Source organism: Xanthomonas sp. NCPPB 1638 (assembly GCF_041475635.2).
GTDB classification, from domain to species: Bacteria; Pseudomonadota; Gammaproteobacteria; order Xanthomonadales; family Xanthomonadaceae; genus Xanthomonas; species Xanthomonas cucurbitae.
On sequence record NZ_CM192984.1, the window covers coordinates 761,101 to 778,071 of the forward strand.

Sequence of the window (16,971 nt, forward strand, 5' to 3'; positions counted from 1 at the left end):
CGTGATGGCCTGTCCGACGGCATGGCGATGATCCTGCCGATGTTCGAACAGGCCGAACGCGTGCAACAGGGCAAACGGATCAAAGACGCGCAGATCGATGCAGTGTTCGCGAAGTGGGTCGACCCAGCGAATTGACCCCGGGATGTCGTAGGAGCGCACCCGGGCGCGACGAAGCGTTCCTGGGAAGGCCCGTCGCGCCCTGGTGCGCTCCTACGGGGGAGTCGGCCGTGATGGCCTGTCCGACGGCATGGCGATGATCCTGCCGATGTTCGAACAGGCCGAACGCGTGCAGCAGGGCAAGCGGGTCAAGGACGCGCAGATCGATGCGGTATTCGCGCAATGGGTCGACTCAGCGAATTGACCCCGGGATGTCGTAGGAGCGCACCCGGGCGCGACGAAGCGTTCCTGGGAAGGCCCGTCGCGCCCTGGTGCGCTCCTACTGGGGAACCGGCCGTGATGGCCTGTCCGACGGCATGGCGATGATCCTGCCGATGTTCGAACAGGCCGAACGCGTGCAACAGGGCAAACGGATCAAAGACTCGCAGATCGATGCAGTGTTCGCGAAGTGGGTCGACCCAGCGAATTGACCCCGGGATGTCGTAGGAGCGCACCCGGGCGCGACGAAGCGTTTCTGGGAAGGCCCGTCGCGCCCTGGTGCGCTCCTACGGGGGAGCCGGCCGTGATGGCCTGTCCGACGGCATGGCGATGATCCTGCCGATGTTCGAACAGGCCGAACGCGTACAACAAGGCAAGCGGGTCAAGGACGCGCAGATCGCTGCGGTATTCGCGCAATGGGTCGACTCAGCGAATTGACCCCGGGATGTCGTAGGAGCGCACCCGGGCGCGACGAAGCGTTCCTGGGAAGGCCGGTCGCGCCCTGGTGCGCTCCTACGGACAAGGGCGCGGTTATTCCTTGAACATCAGGAACGCCGCTACCAGGATCAGCCCGAACGCGGCCCAGTGATTCCACCTCAGCGACTGGCCCAGGTAGAAGGTGGAGAAGCCGGCGAACACCAGCAACGTGATGACTTCCTGCATGCCCTTGAGCTGCGGCGCGGAGTACACCGCGCTACCCAGGCGGTTGCCCGGCACCTGCAGGCAGTATTCGAAGAAGGCAATGCCCCAGCTGACCAGGATCGCGATCATCAGCGGCGTGCTCTTGTACTTCAGGTGGCCATACCAGGCGAAGGTCATGAACACATTGCTGGCGATCAGCAGCAGCACCGGGTACAGGTAGGCGGTGAAGGGGGCAGTGGGCATGACGGCGGCGGCTGAGAAGGGGCCGGCAGCATAAGCCAGTCCCGTTAAGCGCACGCGACCGTGCTGCCGCGTTTGCTGTCAGCGCTGCATGCCCCAGCGGCGCACGGTCAGCCGCTCGATGGCCTGGAACACCACGCCTTCCACCAGCAGGCCCAGCACGATCACCATGGCCAGTCCGGCGAACACCCGGTCGGTGTACAGCTCGTTGCGGTTCTGGAAGATGTACCAGCCCAGCCCACCCTGGCCGGAGGTGGCGCCGAACACCAGCTCGGCGGCGATCAGGGTGCGCCAAGCGAATGCCCAGCCGATCTTCAGCCCGGACAGGATCGCCGGCAGTGCGGCCGGGATCAGCAGCTGTGCCACGTAGCGCGGCCCACGCAGCCCGTAATTGCGCCCGGCCATGCGCAGGGTCTCCGGCACCGCCTGGAAGCCGGCGTAGGTGGTCAGCGCCAGCGGCCACAGCACCGAGTGCACCAGCACGAACACCAGGCTGCCGGTGCCCAGGCCGAACCACAGCAAGGCCAGCGGCAGCAGCGCGATGGCCGGCAGCGGATTGAACATGGCGGTCAGCGTGCCCAGGACATCGCGGCCCCAGCGGGTAGACGCGGCCACCGCGGTCAGCCCGAACGCCGATACCACGCCCAGCAGATAGCCCTGCGCCAGTACCTGCAGCGAGGCGCCCACCCGGCGCAGCAACTCGCCCGATAGCAGGCCGTCGTAGAACGCGCGTGCGGTCTGCGCCGCGCTGGGCAGCATCAGGTCGTCGCCGACCACGCGCGCGGCGATTTCCCACGCCGCCGCCAGCACCACCAGCACCAGGGCCTTGCGCAGCCACGCCGGCGCCTGCCAGGGGATTGGCGCGGCGGCGGTCAGCAGGGCCGGATCCAGCGGCTGCAGCGCCAGCTCGTATTCCGGGCGCACCGGCGGAACGGGCGGCAGCGCAGTGGCGGGTGCGCGGCTCATGGCAGCGCCTCGCGTTGCAGCGGGGCAGAGCGACGCAGCGGCGCCACCTTGTCGTCGGCCAGCGTGTCGTCAGGCAGGTCGAACAACAGGCGATGGATGCGCTGCGCCGTCTGCTGGAAGGCCACGCTGCCGGGGCTGTGCGGGCCGAAGGCATGCGCATTGAGTTCGGCACGCACCTGGCCCGGATGTGGCGACAGCAGCAGCACGCGGTTGCCGACCACCAATGCTTCCTCGATGGAATGGGTGACGAACAACAGGGTGAAGCGCGCCTGCTCCCACAGCTCCAGCATCTGCTCCTGCATGCGCGAGCGGGTCAACGCATCCAGTGCGGCGAATGGTTCGTCCATCAACAACACGCGCGGGCGCATCGCCAGTGCGCGCGCGATCGCCACGCGCTGCTTCATGCCACCGGACAAGGTGTGCGGATAGGCCTCGGCAAACCCGCTCAGCCCAACCTGGGCCAGGCTCTCGTCTGCCCGCTCGCGGGCTTCGCCGCGGCCGAGCTTGCGCGCTGCGCGTAGCCCGAACACCACGTTCTCGCGCACGGTCTTCCAGGGCGCGAGTTGATCGAATTCCTGGAACACCACCACCCGGTCCGGCCCCGGCCCGGTCACCACCTGCCCATCCAGGCGGATCTGCCCCTCGCGCGGCGGCACGAAGCCGGCCACCGCCTTGAGCAGGGTGGACTTGCCGCAGCCGGACGGCCCCAGCAGCACGAAGCGGTCGGCTGCATGCACATCGAAGCGCACCCGATGGGTGGCCCGCACTACCCGCTGTGCGTTGACGTATTCCAGGCTGACGTGATCGACCTGCAACAAGGGTGTGGCCATCGCTCAGCTCCCGCCCGCAATCAGCGGGTCGTCGAAGAAGTAGTCGCCCACCTTGACCGGCGCCTGCTTCATCGCACCGCTGCGGTGCATGAACTGACCCAATTTCAGCGTGTTCTGTGGCGCCACGGTGAACTGCACCTTGGGGTCCTTGAGGATCTGCAATATCAGCGCACGGTCGATGCTCGACCCGTTACGGCGCAGAAAGATATCTGCCGCCTGCTCCGGATGCGCGGTCACGAACTTCGCCGCCTGATCCAGTGCCGCGACGAAGGCGCCGTAGGTCTTGGGGTTGTCGCTGCGGAATTTCTCGGTGGCGTACAGCACCGTCGCCGACGACGGGCCGCCCTCGATGTCGTAGGAGCTGGTGACGATATGCGCGGCCGGGTTGCGCGCCAATTCCTGCTCCTGGAAGGGCGGGCTGGCGAAATGCGCGGTGATCTCGGTGCGGCCGCGGATGATCGCCGCCGCCGCATCCGGGTGCGGCAGTGCTACCTGCAAGGGGTCCAGCTGATGGGTGCCCTTGTCGCCCCAGCGTTGCTGCGAGGCATGCTGCAGAAACCGCGATTGCACCGATACACCGGTGGCCGGCACGGCGATGCGGTCCTTCGGGGTGAAATCGCCGATGCTCTTGATGCGCGGGTTGTTGCTGATGAGGTAATACGGAAAGTTGCCCAGCGACGCCACACCACGCACGTTCTGCCGGCCACGGGTGCGGTCCCAGATGGTGAACAGCGGCCCGACACCGGCCCCCGCGATATCGATCGAGCCGGTGAGCAAGGCATCGTTGACCGCCGCGCCGCCGGACAGTTGCAGGAACTGCACGTCGATGTCCACGCCGGCCTGCTTGCCTTGTTGCTCGATCAGCCGCTGCTCCTGCGCCACGTCCAGCAGCAGGTAGACGATGCCGAACTGCTTGGCGATGCGCAGCTTGCCCTCTGCCTGCGCCGCGCCGCTCAACAGTGGCAGTGCCGCCAGCAGCAGGACCGCCACGCGCCGCGAGAAACGGCGGCGCAGCAACGGTGCGTGGGAAGTGACGGTCAGACGCATGCAGCGCTCCGGGTGCAAGGGGGGGAGGGGATGGCGGCGCGCTCAGAACGGCGCATCGCCTTCGATGGTGGTGCGGTTGAGCCGGCGGCGCAGGTGGTCTGGCGTACCGGCGGCCAGATGCATCACCGAGCGGTTGTCCCAGAACACCATGTCGTGCGGCTGCCAGCGGTGCCGGTACACCAGCGCCGCGCGCGTGCTGTGCGCGAACAAGGTCTGCAGCAGCGCGTGGCTTTCGTCCTCGGGCAGCCCGACGATGCGGGTGGTGAAATGTTCGCTGATGAACAAGGCCTTCTGCCCGGTTTCCGGGTGCGTGCGCACCACCGGATGCTGCACCGGGGTGACCTCGGCAATCTGCTCCGGCGTCAACGCCGGGCGCCACGGATTGCGCGCGCGCAACTCCTCGTATTTGGCCAGATAGCTGTGCTCGGCGCGCAGGTCCTGCACGGTGCGCTTGAGTGCATCAGGCAAGGTCTGCCAGGCCAGATGCTGGTTGGCGAACAAGGTATCGCCGCCCTCGGCAGGCAGCTCCTGTGCATGCAGCAGCGAACCCAGGCTGGGGGTGTCCTTATATGACAGGTCCGAATGCCAGTAGTGCCCGGCATCGCCCAGGCCGATCGGCTGGCCGTTTTCCTTGATGTTGGACACCACCAGCACTTCCGGATGTCCATGCAGCTGGAAATTACGCAGTACGTGGATCTGCAGCGGGCCGAAGCGGCGGCTGAACTCGACCTGCTGCGCCGGGGTGATGCGCTGGTCGCGAAACACCAGCACGTGGTACTGAAGGTGCGCGCGATGGATGCGCGCGAAGGTGTCCGCATCCAGCGGCTGCGACAATTCCAGCCCGATGACTTCCGCGCCCAGCGGCGCATCGAACGGCACGATCCGCACGCCGGCGGTGTGTCCCGTGTTGGCATCGGCGCGCGGCGGCTGCACGCGCACTGCAGAACTGACGTTGGCCACGAACTTGCACCTCGACAACAGCAAAGGCCGCCTGACACGGCGACCGGACTGGTCACTGTAGGCAGTCGGATTCCTGCTGCGAACGTACGATTGGCAAGGTGCTTATGCGCTGCGGGTATATGCATCGGTTGGCACCATGTGCAGGTCTGCCAACCACACACGGGGGTGCCACGTGACCGCTTGGGCGAGTGACCGCCGCAGGCCAGCGCTTGGTTCAGCTGCTCAACAAGGTTGATGAGCCTCCGTGACTTATTAACTTTTGCAGGGGCCGCGCCAGATGGATCGGTTGCTCTTGCATGCAATGGCAACCGATCTGTGTACTCAATCCGCGCGCAACGCCAACGCAGGCGGCGTGGACAGGATACGCCGGGTGCCGGACCAGCCGGCAAGCAGGCTCAGCGCCAGTCCGAAGGCGCCGCCCAGCAGCAGGCGCGGCCAGTCCGGTGCCAGTGCGATGTCGAAGGCTTGCTGGCCCACCACCGCGCCGATCACTGCCGCCGCGGTCACCGCCAGGCCGGCCGCCAGCAGCCCCAGCGCACCGAATTCCACCAGCACTGCGCCGCGCAACTGCCCGCGGCGTGCACCCAGTGTGCGCAGCACGGCGCTGTCGTAACGGCGCTCGCCGGCAGTGGCCTGCAAGGCGGCCAGCAGCACCAGCACACCAGCCAGCAGGCTGAAGCCCATCACCAGCTGCACGGCTTGTGCCACCTGGTCGATCACCTCGCGCACCCGGCCCAGGATGGCATCGATATCCAGCACCGAGATGTTGGGGTAATCGCGGCTCAGCGACGCCAGCCTGGGCGCATTGCCAGGAGGCAGGTGGAAGGCAGAAATCAGGTTGTAGGGCGCATCGCCCACCGCACCTTCATTGAGCAGCAGGAAGAAGTTGACCCGGAACGAGTCCCAGTCCGCCTTGCGGATGCTGGTGACGGTGAAGCTGCGTTGTTGCTCGCCCAGCAGCAGGGTGATGCGGTCGCCGAGCTTGAGCTGATAGCGCTGCGCCCAGCCTTCTTCCACCGAGGCTTCGGCAGCGGTGCTGTCGGCGCTCCAGAACTTGCCCTGCAGCAGCGTATTGGCTGGCGGAAACGCATGCCGCCAGGAGAAATTGACCGGGCGGTTGTCGCCATCGCCATCGTCGGCCGGATCGCGGTCGCCGCGCACCGGCGGTTTGTCGTTGATGGCGACCAGGCGGCCGGTGGAGAACGGCTCCACTGCCGCATTGTCCACCCCCAGCCCACGCAGCGTTTGCAACACCGGCGCGGTCTGTTCGGGCTGGATGTTCATCAGGAAATAGTTCGGGGTGTCTGCCGGCAGGCGGTCGCGCCATTGGCCGAGCAGGCCGGGGCCGACCACCGCCAGCAGCAATAGCGCGCACAGCGACAGCGACAGGCCGACCAGCTGCACCACGCTCAGGCCGCGCCGGCGGGTGAGCGAGGCCAGGCCCAGTTTCCAGGCGCCGCGCAGGCGGTGCTGGATCGGCCGCAGCAGGGCGAGCAGGCCCAGCCCCAGCAGCATCGCCACCAGCGCCAGCGCGGCCAGGCCGCCCAGCACCCAACCCGCCAGCACCAGGTTGCCGGTGGCGTAGACGGTGAGCGCCAGCGTTGCGGCCAGGGCCGCGCCGTAGACCAGCAACGCACTCGGCGGCACCGCGGCAAAGCTGCGGTTGAGCACCCGCATCGGTGGCACGTTGCGCAGCCGCAGCAGCGGCGGCAGGCCGAAGCCCAGCAACAGCACCAGGCCGATCCCTGCGCCCGCCAGGGCCGGGGTAGCCTGCGGCAACGGCAGCCGGTTCGGAATCAAACTGCCCAGCGCCTGTAACAAGCCTTCCTGCGCCAGCATGCCCAGGCCGATGCCGACCAGGCAGGCCGGGATGGCGGTGAACAGCAATTGCAGCGACAGCATCGCCAGGATGTCGCGCTGCTTCGCGCCCAGGCAACGCAGCACCGCCACGGCATCGATGCGCCGCATCGCAAAGCGGTTGGCCGCCAGCGCGGTCGCCACGCCCGACAGCAGCACGGCGAGCAAGGCCGACAAGGCCAGGAAGCGCCCGGCCCGGTCGAACGCCGCACGCATGCCGCGCTGGGTGTCTTCGATGCCGACCAGGCGATATTCGCTGGCGCGCGGCTTGAGCCAGGCGCGCAGGTCGGCGATGGCATCCGGCGCACCGGCGAACATCAGCCGATAGGAGGCGCGGCTGCCGGGTCCGAGCAGACCGGCGCTTTCGATATCGGCGCGATTGACCAGCAGCGGCGGCGACAACTGCATCAGCTCGCCGGAGGCATCCGGCTCGGCGCGCAGCACGCCGGTGATGGTCAGGTGGCCGGCGCCGAACTCCAGCTGTTCGCCCACGCGCAGGCCCAGCGCCTCCAGCAGGCGTGGGTCGGCATAGGCCTGTCCGGGCGGCGGCGCGGTGTCAGGCGTGCCTTCGGTAGCGCGGCCGTCCCTGGACACCAGCAGCTGCCCGCGCAGCGGATAGCCGGCGCCCACGCCACGGATGTTGGCCATCTGGCTGGCTTCTTTGTGGAACAGCACGCTCGGGAAGCTGACCATGCGCGTGCTCTGCAGCCCGCGCCGCTGCGCTTCGGCGGCGAAGTCGGCCGGAATCTCCTGGCGCCCGGTTACGCCCAGGTCGCCACCGAGCACCTCGGCCGCACTGGAGGTCAGCGCCAGCGTCACCCGGTCCACCAACGTGCCGACGGCAGTCATCACCGCCACGCCCAACACCAGTGCGGCGAACACGGTCAGCAGATCGCCGGCCAGGAATTCGCGGCGTACCGCGCGCGCCGCCTGCTTGACGACGTTCATGCCGACGCGCCGGAGGCTTGCGCGTGCAGGCGGCCGCCGTCGATGCGGTAGATGTGGCGGCAGCGCTGCGCCAGGGTCATGTCGTGGGTGACCAGCACCAGGGTGGTGTCGCTGGTGGCATTGAGCGCGAACAGCAGGTCGCTGACCTGCGCGCCGGTGGCCTGGTCCAGGCTGCCGGTGGGTTCGTCGGCGAACAGGATGCGCGGGCGCGCCACGAAGGCGCGCGCCAGCGCCACGCGCTGCTGCTCACCGCCGGAGAGCTGGCGCGGGTAGTGCCGCGCACGCGCACTCAGGCCCACCGCCTCCAGCACCTCGCGCACCCGCGCCGGGTCTTCGCGCCCGGCCAGCTCCAGCGGCAGTGCGATGTTTTCTTCGGCCGTCAGTGCCGGTAGCAGATGGAAGCTCTGGAACACGAAGCCGACCTCACGGGCACGCAGGGCGGCGCGCGCTTCTTCGTCGAGCTGGCCCAGATCCTGCCCGGACAGCGCGATGCTGCCGTGACTGGGCAGGTCCAGCCCGGCGAGCAGGCCGAGCAGGGTGGTCTTGCCCGACCCGGACGCGCCAACGATGGCGATGCTGTCGCCTTCACTGACCGTCAAGCTCACGTTGTCGAGGATGTGCAGCGTTCCCTCCGGGCCACTGACGGATTTGCCGACCTCGCGGACGTCGATGGCGGTGCGGGTGCTGGAGCGGGGGGCCAGACTGTCGATGAGGAATCTCCGAATGCGTGAAAGAACACTGCGATATGGCGCGCTGGTCCTGTGGCTGCTGACACTCTCCCTGCTTGCGCCGGGGATTGCCGCTGCCAAGCGTCCGGCGACGACCGCACCGATCCTGGTGGTGGGCGACAGCCTGAGCGCTGCGCACAACATCCCGGTGCAGTCCGGCTGGGTCACCCTGTTGGACCAACGCCTGAAGCGTGACATGGCGACGCCCCCGGCGATCATCAATGCCAGTATCAGCGGCGAGACCACCTCCGGCGCGCTGACCCGGCTGCCGGGCCTGCTGCAGAAGCACGCACCCGGCGTGGTGGTGATCGAGCTGGGCGGCAACGATGCGCTGCGCGGGCTGACCCCGGCCCAGCTCAAGAGCAATCTGGAAAAGATGATCCAGCTCAGCCAGGCCTCCGGGGCCAAGGTGCTGCTGCTGGGCATCGACGTGCCGCCCAATTACGGCCCGGCCTACCGCGAGCGCCTGAAGGCGACCTATGCGGACTTGGCAAAGCAATACAACACGGCGCTGGTGCCATTCTTCCTGGAAAAGGTTGCCTTGCAGCCGGGCCTGATGCAGGCCGATGGTCTGCACCCGACCGCTGCTGCCCAGCCCAAGGTACTGGAGACGGTGTGGCCGGCGCTGCGCCCGTTGCTGGGACGCTGATCGGATGGCATGAAACGTTATTCGGCCTTCACGTTGCTTGCACCGGCCATCCGGCATGTTTCACAAAGCTGAAGACCGAGGAAAGTCCATGCGTCAGACCAAGGAAACGTCCGGCCTCGTGCTGGTCGTCGAAGACAACCGCAATATCTCCGAAATGATCGGCGAATACCTGGAAGGCCGTGGCTTCGAGGTCGACTACGCGCAAGATGGACTGGACGGTTACCGTCTGGCCGCCGAGAACAGCTACGACGTGGTCGTGCTGGATCTCATGCTGCCGCGCCTGGACGGCATCGAGGTGTGTCGCCGCCTGCGCAACGACGCACGCAAGTCCACCCCGGTGCTGATGCTGACCGCCCGCGACACGCTGGACGACAAGCTCACCGGCCTGGGCTTCGGCGCCGACGATTACCTGACCAAACCGTTCGCGATCCAGGAGCTGGAAGCGCGCTTGCGTGCCCTGATCCGCCGCGAACGTCGCCAGGTGGGCTCGGAAGTGCTCAAGGTCGCCGATCTGGTGTTGGATCCGGTGAGCATGCGCGCCACCCGCGCCGGCACCGAGCTGCAGCTCTCGCCGATCGGCCTGCGCCTGCTGACCATCCTGATGCGCGAATCGCCGCGCGTGGTGACCCGCCAGGAAATCGAGCGCGAGATCTGGGGCAACGGGCTGCCCGATTCGGACACCTTGCGCAGCCATCTGTACAACCTGCGCAAGATCATCGACAAGCCGTTCGACCGTCCGCTGCTGCACACTGTGCAAAGCGCCGGCTACCGCATTGCCGACATCGCCCAGCCGATGACCTGATGTTCCGGCCGGCCGCCGTCAGGTGGCTGGCCGCTCCTGCAGGCGCTCCCGCGCCACTCGCCCTCCCGTGCCGCCAACAGGCTGCACGACGGACTCACGGACGCGTTGCCCGACCTGCGGCACGCGTCCCTGGATGCAGCAATGCCACACGGGCTCCCGCGAAAAATACGTCTGGCGTTCCTGTTGCAGGTTGCGCTGGCGAGCCTGGCCATCGTGCTGGGCGGGTACCTGATCTCCTTCGTCATCAAGTACAGCCTGGTGCGCACTGTGCTTGCCGACGAAGCGGTGCATTTCTGGCGCATGCACAAGAGCACGCCGGACTACCGGCCGCCGAATACGCGCAATATCCAGGGGTATTTCTCGCCGGCCGGGGCTGTTGCCGATGCGGCGCCAGCGGCGCTGCGGCGCCTGTCGCCGGGCTTCAGCGAAGTGGCCGCCGCCGACGCGCTGGCCTATGTGGACCAACGCCCGGAAGGTCGCCTGTACCTGGTGTTCCCGCGCTCGCGCGCTGCCCATCTCACCTGGTGGTTCGGCGTGGTGCCGGCCATCATCGTGCTGCTGGGAATCTACGGCGTGTCGTGGTTCACCTACCGGGTGTCCAAACGCCTGGTGTCACCGATCAGCTGGCTGGCACGGCGCGTGTCGCAGTGGGACCCGCGCAACCCGGATGTGGACGAACTGGCGCCGGAGCGTTTGCCAGCGGAATTGCAGGGCGAAACCCGGCAATTGGCGCTTGCGCTGCACGCGCTGGGGCAACGGGTCAGCGAGCATGTGGCGCGCGAACGCAACTTCACCCGCGATGCCAGTCATGAGCTGCGCACGCCGCTGACGGTCATCCGCGTGGCCAGCGACATGGCCCTGGCAGACGACGATCTGCCGCAGCGTAGCCAACGCAGCCTGCGTCGGATCCAGCGCGCCGGCCGCGACATGGAAGCGGTGATCGATGCATTCCTGATCCTGGCCCGCGAGGCGGAGATCGATCCGCAGAGCGAGACCTTCGACTTGTCCGAATTGGCCAGTGAGGAGGTCGATAGCGCGCGTGAACTGCTGGGCGACAAACCGGTGTCGTTGCGCATGGTCGGCGACCGGCACCTGCAGATGTTCGCCCCACCGCGGGTGATGCGGGTGGTGTTGAGCAACCTGCTGCGCAATGCCTGCGCCTATACCGACACCGGCAGCATCGAGGTGGAGGTGGCCCAGGACCGGATCGTGGTGCGCGATACCGGTATCGGCATGACCGACGAAGCGCGTGCACGCGCATTCGAGCCGTTCTTCCGCGCCGATCCCACGCGTCCGCAGGGCACCGGCCTGGGCTTGTCGATCGTCCGCCGGCTGTGCGACCGCTTCGGCTGGCGCATCGAGCTGGAGAGCCAGGCCGGCGTGGGCACTTCGGTGGCGGTGGTGGTGGCCTGAGGCTGGCCGGATGCCGGTCGCGACGGGGATCGGGAGATCGCGTGGGTGGCGCGCGCCGCGTCGCCGCATCAGGCGGGGACCTGCGTGACGCGGAGGGAATGCGCGCTGGCGTGTCACCGGGGAGCCAGCGACGCGGAAGCAGAGTCTCGCTGCGTCGCTCAGTGCACTCCGGCGACGCATGGCCGGAGCGCACTGAGCGACGCCCTGGGCGATCACTCCAGCACCGGGGCCACGGCCTTGCGCCACAGCGCGTAACCATCCGCAGTCATATGCAGCCTGTCTTCGCGGAACAGCTGCGGGCGCGGCGTGCCGTCGGCGTCGAGCATGGGGGTATGGACGTCCACGTAGTCGGTCTGCGGAAACTGCGCCAAGGCATCGCGGATCAGCCGATTGGCGGTTGCCACCGACGGCAGCAGCCCCGCGCGCGCGGGGCTGGGCTTGATCGATAGATAGCTGATCCGCGCCTCGGGCAGGTCGCGCCGAATGCGCTGCACGAATGCCACGACATCGTCGCGCACCTGTTCGGGCGTGCGCCCGCTGTTGAGATCGTTGTCGCCGGCATACAGCACCACCTGGCGCGGGGCGTACGCAATCACGATGCGGTCGGCATACCAGGTGCTGTCGCGTACCTCCGAACCGCCGAAGCCGCGGTTGATGACCGGCTTGCCGGGAAAATCCTGCGCCAGTGTGTCCCAGAAGCGGATCGAGGAGCTTCCCACGAACACGATGCCATGCCGGGGAGGTGGCTGGCGCGCGTCGCTGGCGGCGAAGCGTTGCATGTCCTGTTCCCAGGCGGTGCTGGAGACCTGGCTGGGGACGGCGGGCGCGGTCTCCAGGGCGATGGCCTGGCTGGAGACCAGCAGCAGCGTAGCCAGCAGTGCGCGTAAGCGGTATTGGATCATGAGCAACCCTGCAGCGAAGGAGCCAGTGGGCATGGTGCCGCAGTCTGCAAGCCGTGGGCAAACCAGTCCGTCGCTGGCGGTGCGTGGCATCACGGTGCAAGATTCGCACTTTCCCCAGCAGCGAACAGGCCATGCATTCTTTTTGTTTCCGGCCGCGCCCTTGCGGCTGCAGGTCCTGACGCATGGCCGATCAGCTGGGACACGTGCCGCGCGGCCCGCGCCGCATGCTCAAGGCGGCGATCTGGTCGTGGCAGGGATTGCGCGCGGCGTGGCTGCACGAATCCTCGTTCCGGCTGGAAGTCTGCCTGGCGGTGGTGATGGCGCCATTGGGAGCATGGCTGGGGCAGTCGCCGCTGGAACGCATCGCGTTGATCGCGCCGTTGCTGATCGTGCTGGCGGCCGAACTGTTGAACTCGGCCATCGAAGCGGTGATCGAGCGCTACGGCCCGGAACACCATGTGCTGGCTGGCCGCGCCAAGGACATGGGCTCGGCGGCGGTGTTCCTGCTCCTGCTCAATGTGCTGTTGTGCTGGGGCCTGGTGCTGTTGCCACGGATCGTTTGAGCGCCGACCGCTGTGGCGTCTGCCGGCAAGCGGGGCGTGACGGTACAGCCCGGTGCGTTGCGTCCGCGCGCAGCGACGCAGTCAATGCGCCGGTGCGCGTCTGGAGTTGCCGGTGGCGGGCCGCCTGCATCGCTGGGCGCTCATTGCACTGCCGTGATGCCCAGCCGCTTCGCCATGCGCGCAAGATTGGCGCGGTCCAGCTTCAGTGCGCGCGCGGCAGCCGACCACTGGTAGCGATGACGCTCCAGCGCCGTCCGAATCAACTGTTCTTCGAATGCGGCCACGCGCTGGCGATATCCCAGGCTTGCCTCCGCTGGATGTTCGGCCTCCGGAACAGGTGCGTCGGCAGCGACCTGGGCAAGCGCCAGATGTGCCACCCCCAGTGACACGATGCCTTGGGGGCCCGGGCCGGTGCCCATGGCCTTGATGACCGCGCGGCCAATGACGTGCTCGAGTTCGCGCACATTGCCTGGCCATGCGTAAGCCAGCAGCGCTGCCTGGGCAGGCCCATCCAGGCGCAGCCCGCGCAGGCGATAGCGCGCACGGGCGTCTTCCAGGAAGTAGCCGGCAACGCGCAGCACGTCCCGTCCCCGGGCCCGCAGGGCGGGAACGCGGATTGGATAGACCGTGAGCCGGTGATAGAAGTCAGCACGCATGGCACCCTTGCGAACCTGCTCGGAAAGATCCGCATTGGTCGCCGCGATCACCCGTACGTTCACGTGATGCTCGCGGTCCGATCCCAGGCGTTGGACTTGGCCCTCCTGCAGGACGCGCAGCAACTTGGCCTGCGTGGCAAGGGGAAGCTCGCCGACCTCGTCGAGAAACAAGGTGCCACCGTCGGCCAGTTCGAACTTGCCCCGACGGTCTGCATGCGCACCGGTATAGGCGCCCCTGACGTGCCCGAAGAGTTCGCTCTCCACCAGCGTGTCAGGCAGCGCTGCACAGTTAAGGCTGACCAGCGGTTTGCCACAGCGCGAGGATGCGGTGTGCAGGGCGCGCGCCACCAGTTCCTTGCCAACCCCGGTCTCGCCCTGGATCAGCACGCACAGGTCGCTGGGACCGGCCAGCGCGATCTCCCGGATCAAGGCTTTGTAGGCAGGACTCTGGCCGATCAGCTGTCGCTGCGCATGCGGGGCATCCCGCAGGATCTGCGCGGCGTGTTCGTGTGCGGCCTCGGCCAGGTCGGTCAGTGCCTCCATGCGCTGCGCCGCCGCCACGGAGGCACCCGCCAGGCCGGCAAACGCCGATAACACGTCCAGTGCGTCATGGGTGAAGCGCTCGGTCTCCAGCGCATCCAGCGTGATGATCCCCCAGGGACGCCCGTCCACACGCAGCACGCATCCCAGGCAGTCATGCACCGGGAGATGGCCCTGCACGCTCTCCACCAGCCCATCGTAGGGATCGGGCAACGGACTGTCAGGGTCGAAGCGCACCGGCCCCGCCGCGTCGAGGATCCTCGCCAACCGCGGGTGTTCGGTGACACGAAAGCGCCGCCCCATCGTGTCCGGGGTCAGCCCGTCCACCGCCACCGGGACCAGATCCTGTCCCTCCAGGCGCAGCAGCGCAGCGGCATCGCACGGCAACAAGGTCCGAAAACCCTCCAGCAGACGGCGGTAGCGATCTGCGTCGGGCAGATCCTGGGTGAGGTCCGAGAGCAATGGCAGCAGTGCAAGTAGCTGGCTGGATTGAGTCATTTCGACCTGTATGGAGTCGATTCGACTCATTTCATGCTGGAGTCATTATGACACGGAAGATCGCAAAGTGATTGATCTCAAAGGATAAGCGGGTTGGTACGGGCTTTGCTGCCATGCGCTGCACACCAAACGAGAGACCGCTCATGTTGTCCGAGATCCACCGCGCCACCGTCGCCTCCACCGTCCCGCTGCTCGAACAAGGTGGAGAGGCGCTGATAACCCATTTCTACAAGAAGATGCTGGCCGATCACCCCGAAGTACGGCCTTACTTCAACGCTGCGCACCAAGCCAATGGCGATCAGCCGCGCGCGCTGGCAAACGGCGTGTTGATGTATGCGCGGCACATCGAGCGCCTGGAGGCACTTGGCCCCCTGGCCACCCAGATCGTCAACAAGCACGTGGCGCTGCAGATCCAGCCGGAACACTACCCGATCGTTGGCAACTGCCTGATCGCGGCCATCGCTGAAGTGCTTGGCCCGAACACGGCCACGGTTGCCGTGCTGGACGCATGGGCCGCCGCCTATGCGCAGCTGGCGCAGATCCTGATCGATGCAGAAAGCGCGCGCTACGCCGAGCAGGAGGCTGCCCATGGCGGTTGGCGGGGCGGCCGCGATTTCACCGTGGTCGGCAAGACCATCGAGAGTGCAGAGATCACTTCGTTTTATCTCGCCCCGCTCGATCAGGGGCCGGTGATGGACTTCCAGCCAGGCCAGTACATCGGCCTTCACCTGTGGATCCAGGGGCAGGAACATCGTCGGAACTATTCGCTTTCCGCGCCGCCCAATGGCAAGACCTACCGCGTCAGCATCAAGCGCGAGGCCGGCGGCGTGGTATCCAACCATTTGCACGACAGCGTCGACATCGGCGACACCCTGGAACTCAACGCGCCCAGTGGCGCGTTCACCCTGGTGGCCGGCACACGTCCGATCGTGTTGATCAGCGGTGGCGTGGGCATCACGCCGATGCTGCCGATGCTGGCGCAGGGGCTGGAGACGGGGCGGCCGATCACCTTCATCCATTGCGCACGAAACCGCGATGTGCACGCGTTCAAGGACAGGATCGATGCGGCGGCTGCCGCACATCCTCAGCTCACGCACTATTACTGCTACGACACGGTGGCAGGCGCTGAATCGCAAATGCCGCACGGCGTGGGGCTGCTCGATGCGGCTCGCCTGAGTCAGTGGATGCCGGCAGATACATCCGGTGCCCGGGACGTGGATGTGTATTTCCTTGGGCCGAGGCCTTTCATGCGCATGCTGCGCAGGCAGCTGTCCGAACTCGGGGTGCCTGACGCGCAGGTGCGCTTCGAGTTCTTCGGCCCCGCGTCGGCGTTGCAATAGCGGCGGGCCTGGGCGACCGGTCACGCGTCAGGCGATCGCTGCACCATATCCGCAGGTGCTGTCGTGGTGTGTCATCGCCGCTGTGATCCCGCCTGGCCCTTCGCCCCGGGCGCGCGTCGGTGGACGCATCGGTTGCGCGGGTCGTTGCTGCATATTCGGCCGCCAAGGGTTGCCGGCCTCTATCGCGGCCGGTAGCCCCGCGCGAGGCTGCGCGCGTGCATGCGGGCTTGACCTGCGGTATGCCATGCTGCGGCCATCTTTCGATGGGGCAGCTGCATGTCCGTGCTGATGCGTACTTTGGTGGTGTTGATGCTGACCGTCTTTTTGTCTGGCTGCGGCTATAACGCGATCCAGCAAAAAGAGGAGAGCGTGAAGGCGGGTTGGTCGGAAGTGCTCAACCAGTACCAGCGTCGCGCCGATCTGATTCCCAACCTGGTGCGCACCGTGCAGGGCTACGCGCAGCAGGAACGCCAGGTGCTGACCGAAGTGACCAATGCCCGCGCACGCGTGGGGCAGATCCAGGTCAATGCCGACGATGAAGCATCGCTCAAGCAATTCCAGCAGGCCCAGGGCGAATTGGGCAGCGCGTTATCGCGCCTGCTGGTGGTGAGCGAAAACTATCCGCAGCTCAAGTCCGACCAGTCGTTCCGCGATCTGCAGGTGCAGTTGGAAGGTACCGAAAACCGCATCACCGTGGCGCGCGGCCGCTACATCCAGACCGTGCAGGATTACAACACCTACATTCGTTCGTTTCCGCAGGTCGTCACTGCCAAGCTCTTCGGTTATCAGCCCAAACCGAATTTCAGCGTGGAAAACGAAGCGCAGATCTCGCGCGCGCCGCAGGTGGACTTCGGCAACCAGCAGGCACCGCAGCCGCAGCCTGCACCACAGCCTGCCCAGTAATCAGCAGCCTGCGCAGTAATCACAAGCCCCTCCCCCCCCTCGGGAGAGGGGTTGGGGTGAGGGTACTTCGCGAAGCTTCTGTGTTTTCCAACTGCACGTGGCTTCGCTCGCA

The 16,971-nt window shown here is 67.0% G+C and carries 15 protein-coding genes and 4 pseudogenes; 10 read left to right on the forward strand and 9 right to left on the reverse strand.

Translation table 11 applies throughout. From position 1 onward, the window contains the following. Window positions 1–15: 15 nt before the first annotated feature. The 4 pseudogenes from ACCQ13_RS03150 to ACCQ13_RS03165 all read left to right on the forward strand — a co-directional run. Window positions 16–135 (forward strand): annotated as a pseudogene (locus tag ACCQ13_RS03150) (DUF6607 family protein); the annotation flags it as partial. A 106-nt stretch (window positions 136–241) separates the two neighbouring features. Further along, window positions 242–361 (forward strand): annotated as a pseudogene (locus tag ACCQ13_RS03155) (DUF6607 family protein); the annotation flags it as partial. Window positions 362–467: 106 nt separating this feature from the next. After that, window positions 468–587: pseudogene (locus ACCQ13_RS03160) on the forward strand (DUF6607 family protein); the annotation flags it as partial. 106 nt (window positions 588–693) lie between these two features. Next, window positions 694–813: pseudogene (locus ACCQ13_RS03165) on the forward strand (DUF6607 family protein); the annotation flags it as partial. Between the two features lie 93 nt (window positions 814–906). On the opposite strand, the gene ACCQ13_RS03170 reads toward ACCQ13_RS03165, so the two are convergent. The 7 genes from ACCQ13_RS03170 to ACCQ13_RS03200 form a co-directional block, all read right to left on the reverse strand. Further along, the gene (locus ACCQ13_RS03170) at window positions 907–1,260 is read right to left on the reverse strand and encodes a DMT family protein (RefSeq protein ID WP_104602706.1); all 354 of its coding nucleotides are present in this window, start codon (window positions 1,258–1,260) and stop codon (window positions 907–909) included. 78 nt (window positions 1,261–1,338) lie between these two features. Continuing rightward, window positions 1,339–2,223, reverse strand: coding sequence for an ABC transporter permease (locus tag ACCQ13_RS03175; RefSeq protein WP_104602705.1), 885 nt, complete (start codon window positions 2,221–2,223; stop codon window positions 1,339–1,341). Continuing rightward, a complete protein-coding gene (locus ACCQ13_RS03180) occupies window positions 2,220–3,053 on the reverse strand; it encodes an ABC transporter ATP-binding protein (protein ID WP_104602704.1) in 834 nt (277 codons plus the stop codon). The genes ACCQ13_RS03175 and ACCQ13_RS03180 overlap by 4 nt, the downstream gene beginning before the upstream one ends. Before the next feature lie 3 nt (window positions 3,054–3,056). Then, window positions 3,057–4,100: an ABC transporter substrate-binding protein gene (locus ACCQ13_RS03185; protein WP_104602703.1), complete on the reverse strand. Its 1,044-nt coding sequence runs from the start codon at window positions 4,098–4,100 to the stop codon at window positions 3,057–3,059. Window positions 4,101–4,142: 42 nt separating this feature from the next. Further along, window positions 4,143–5,060 carry a TauD/TfdA dioxygenase family protein gene (locus tag ACCQ13_RS03190; protein ID WP_104602702.1) on the reverse strand — a complete coding sequence of 306 codons (918 nt, stop codon included), beginning with the start codon at window positions 5,058–5,060 and terminating at the stop codon, window positions 4,143–4,145. 321 nt (window positions 5,061–5,381) lie between these two features. After that, complete coding sequence (locus tag ACCQ13_RS03195) at window positions 5,382–7,865, reverse strand: ABC transporter permease (RefSeq protein WP_159406631.1); 2,484 nt, start codon at window positions 7,863–7,865, stop codon at window positions 5,382–5,384. After that, window positions 7,862–8,464, reverse strand: a complete 603-nt coding sequence (locus ACCQ13_RS03200) for an ABC transporter ATP-binding protein (RefSeq protein WP_104602700.1) — start codon at window positions 8,462–8,464, stop codon at window positions 7,862–7,864. Before ACCQ13_RS03200 ends, ACCQ13_RS03195 begins: the two co-directional genes overlap by 4 nt. Window positions 8,465–8,573: 109 nt before the next feature. Here ACCQ13_RS03200 and ACCQ13_RS03205 point away from each other — a divergent pair, with 109 nt between their 5' ends. The 3 genes from ACCQ13_RS03205 (at window position 8,574) to ACCQ13_RS03215 (ending at window position 11,457) form a co-directional block, all read left to right on the forward strand. Then, window positions 8,574–9,242: an arylesterase gene (locus ACCQ13_RS03205; RefSeq protein ID WP_208800458.1), complete on the forward strand. Its 669-nt coding sequence runs from the start codon at window positions 8,574–8,576 to the stop codon at window positions 9,240–9,242. Between the two features lie 88 nt (window positions 9,243–9,330). Beyond that, entirely contained in the window at window positions 9,331–10,044 is a 714-nt protein-coding gene (locus tag ACCQ13_RS03210) for a response regulator transcription factor (protein ID WP_005408123.1), read from the forward strand. Window positions 10,045–10,185: 141 nt separating this feature from the next. Continuing rightward, on the forward strand, window positions 10,186–11,457 hold the full coding sequence (locus ACCQ13_RS03215; RefSeq protein ID WP_104602698.1) for a sensor histidine kinase: 1,272 nt from the start codon (window positions 10,186–10,188) through the stop codon (window positions 11,455–11,457). Window positions 11,458–11,669: 212 nt separating this feature from the next. Here ACCQ13_RS03215 and ACCQ13_RS03220 read toward each other — a convergent pair whose 3' ends face one another. Then, window positions 11,670–12,359, reverse strand: coding sequence for an SGNH/GDSL hydrolase family protein (locus ACCQ13_RS03220; protein WP_159406632.1), 690 nt, complete (start codon window positions 12,357–12,359; stop codon window positions 11,670–11,672). Window positions 12,360–12,541: 182 nt separating this feature from the next. On the opposite strand from ACCQ13_RS03220, the gene ACCQ13_RS03225 reads away from it, so the two are divergent. After that, a complete protein-coding gene (locus ACCQ13_RS03225) occupies window positions 12,542–12,922 on the forward strand; it encodes a diacylglycerol kinase (RefSeq protein ID WP_104602696.1) in 381 nt (126 codons plus the stop codon). A 140-nt stretch (window positions 12,923–13,062) separates the two neighbouring features. Here ACCQ13_RS03225 and norR read toward each other — a convergent pair whose 3' ends face one another. Beyond that, window positions 13,063–14,616 (reverse strand): nitric oxide reductase transcriptional regulator NorR, encoded by a 1,554-nt coding sequence (gene norR, locus ACCQ13_RS03230; protein WP_104602695.1) that lies wholly within the window; start codon window positions 14,614–14,616, stop codon window positions 13,063–13,065. A 143-nt stretch (window positions 14,617–14,759) separates the two neighbouring features. Here norR and hmpA point away from each other — a divergent pair, with 143 nt between their 5' ends. Next, on the forward strand, window positions 14,760–15,956 hold the full coding sequence (hmpA, locus tag ACCQ13_RS03235; RefSeq protein ID WP_104602694.1) for an NO-inducible flavohemoprotein: 1,197 nt from the start codon (window positions 14,760–14,762) through the stop codon (window positions 15,954–15,956). A 276-nt stretch (window positions 15,957–16,232) separates the two neighbouring features. Beyond that, entirely contained in the window at window positions 16,233–16,859 is a 627-nt protein-coding gene (locus tag ACCQ13_RS03240; RefSeq protein ID WP_104602693.1) for a LemA family protein, read from the forward strand. Window positions 16,860–16,971: the final 112 nt, after the last annotated feature.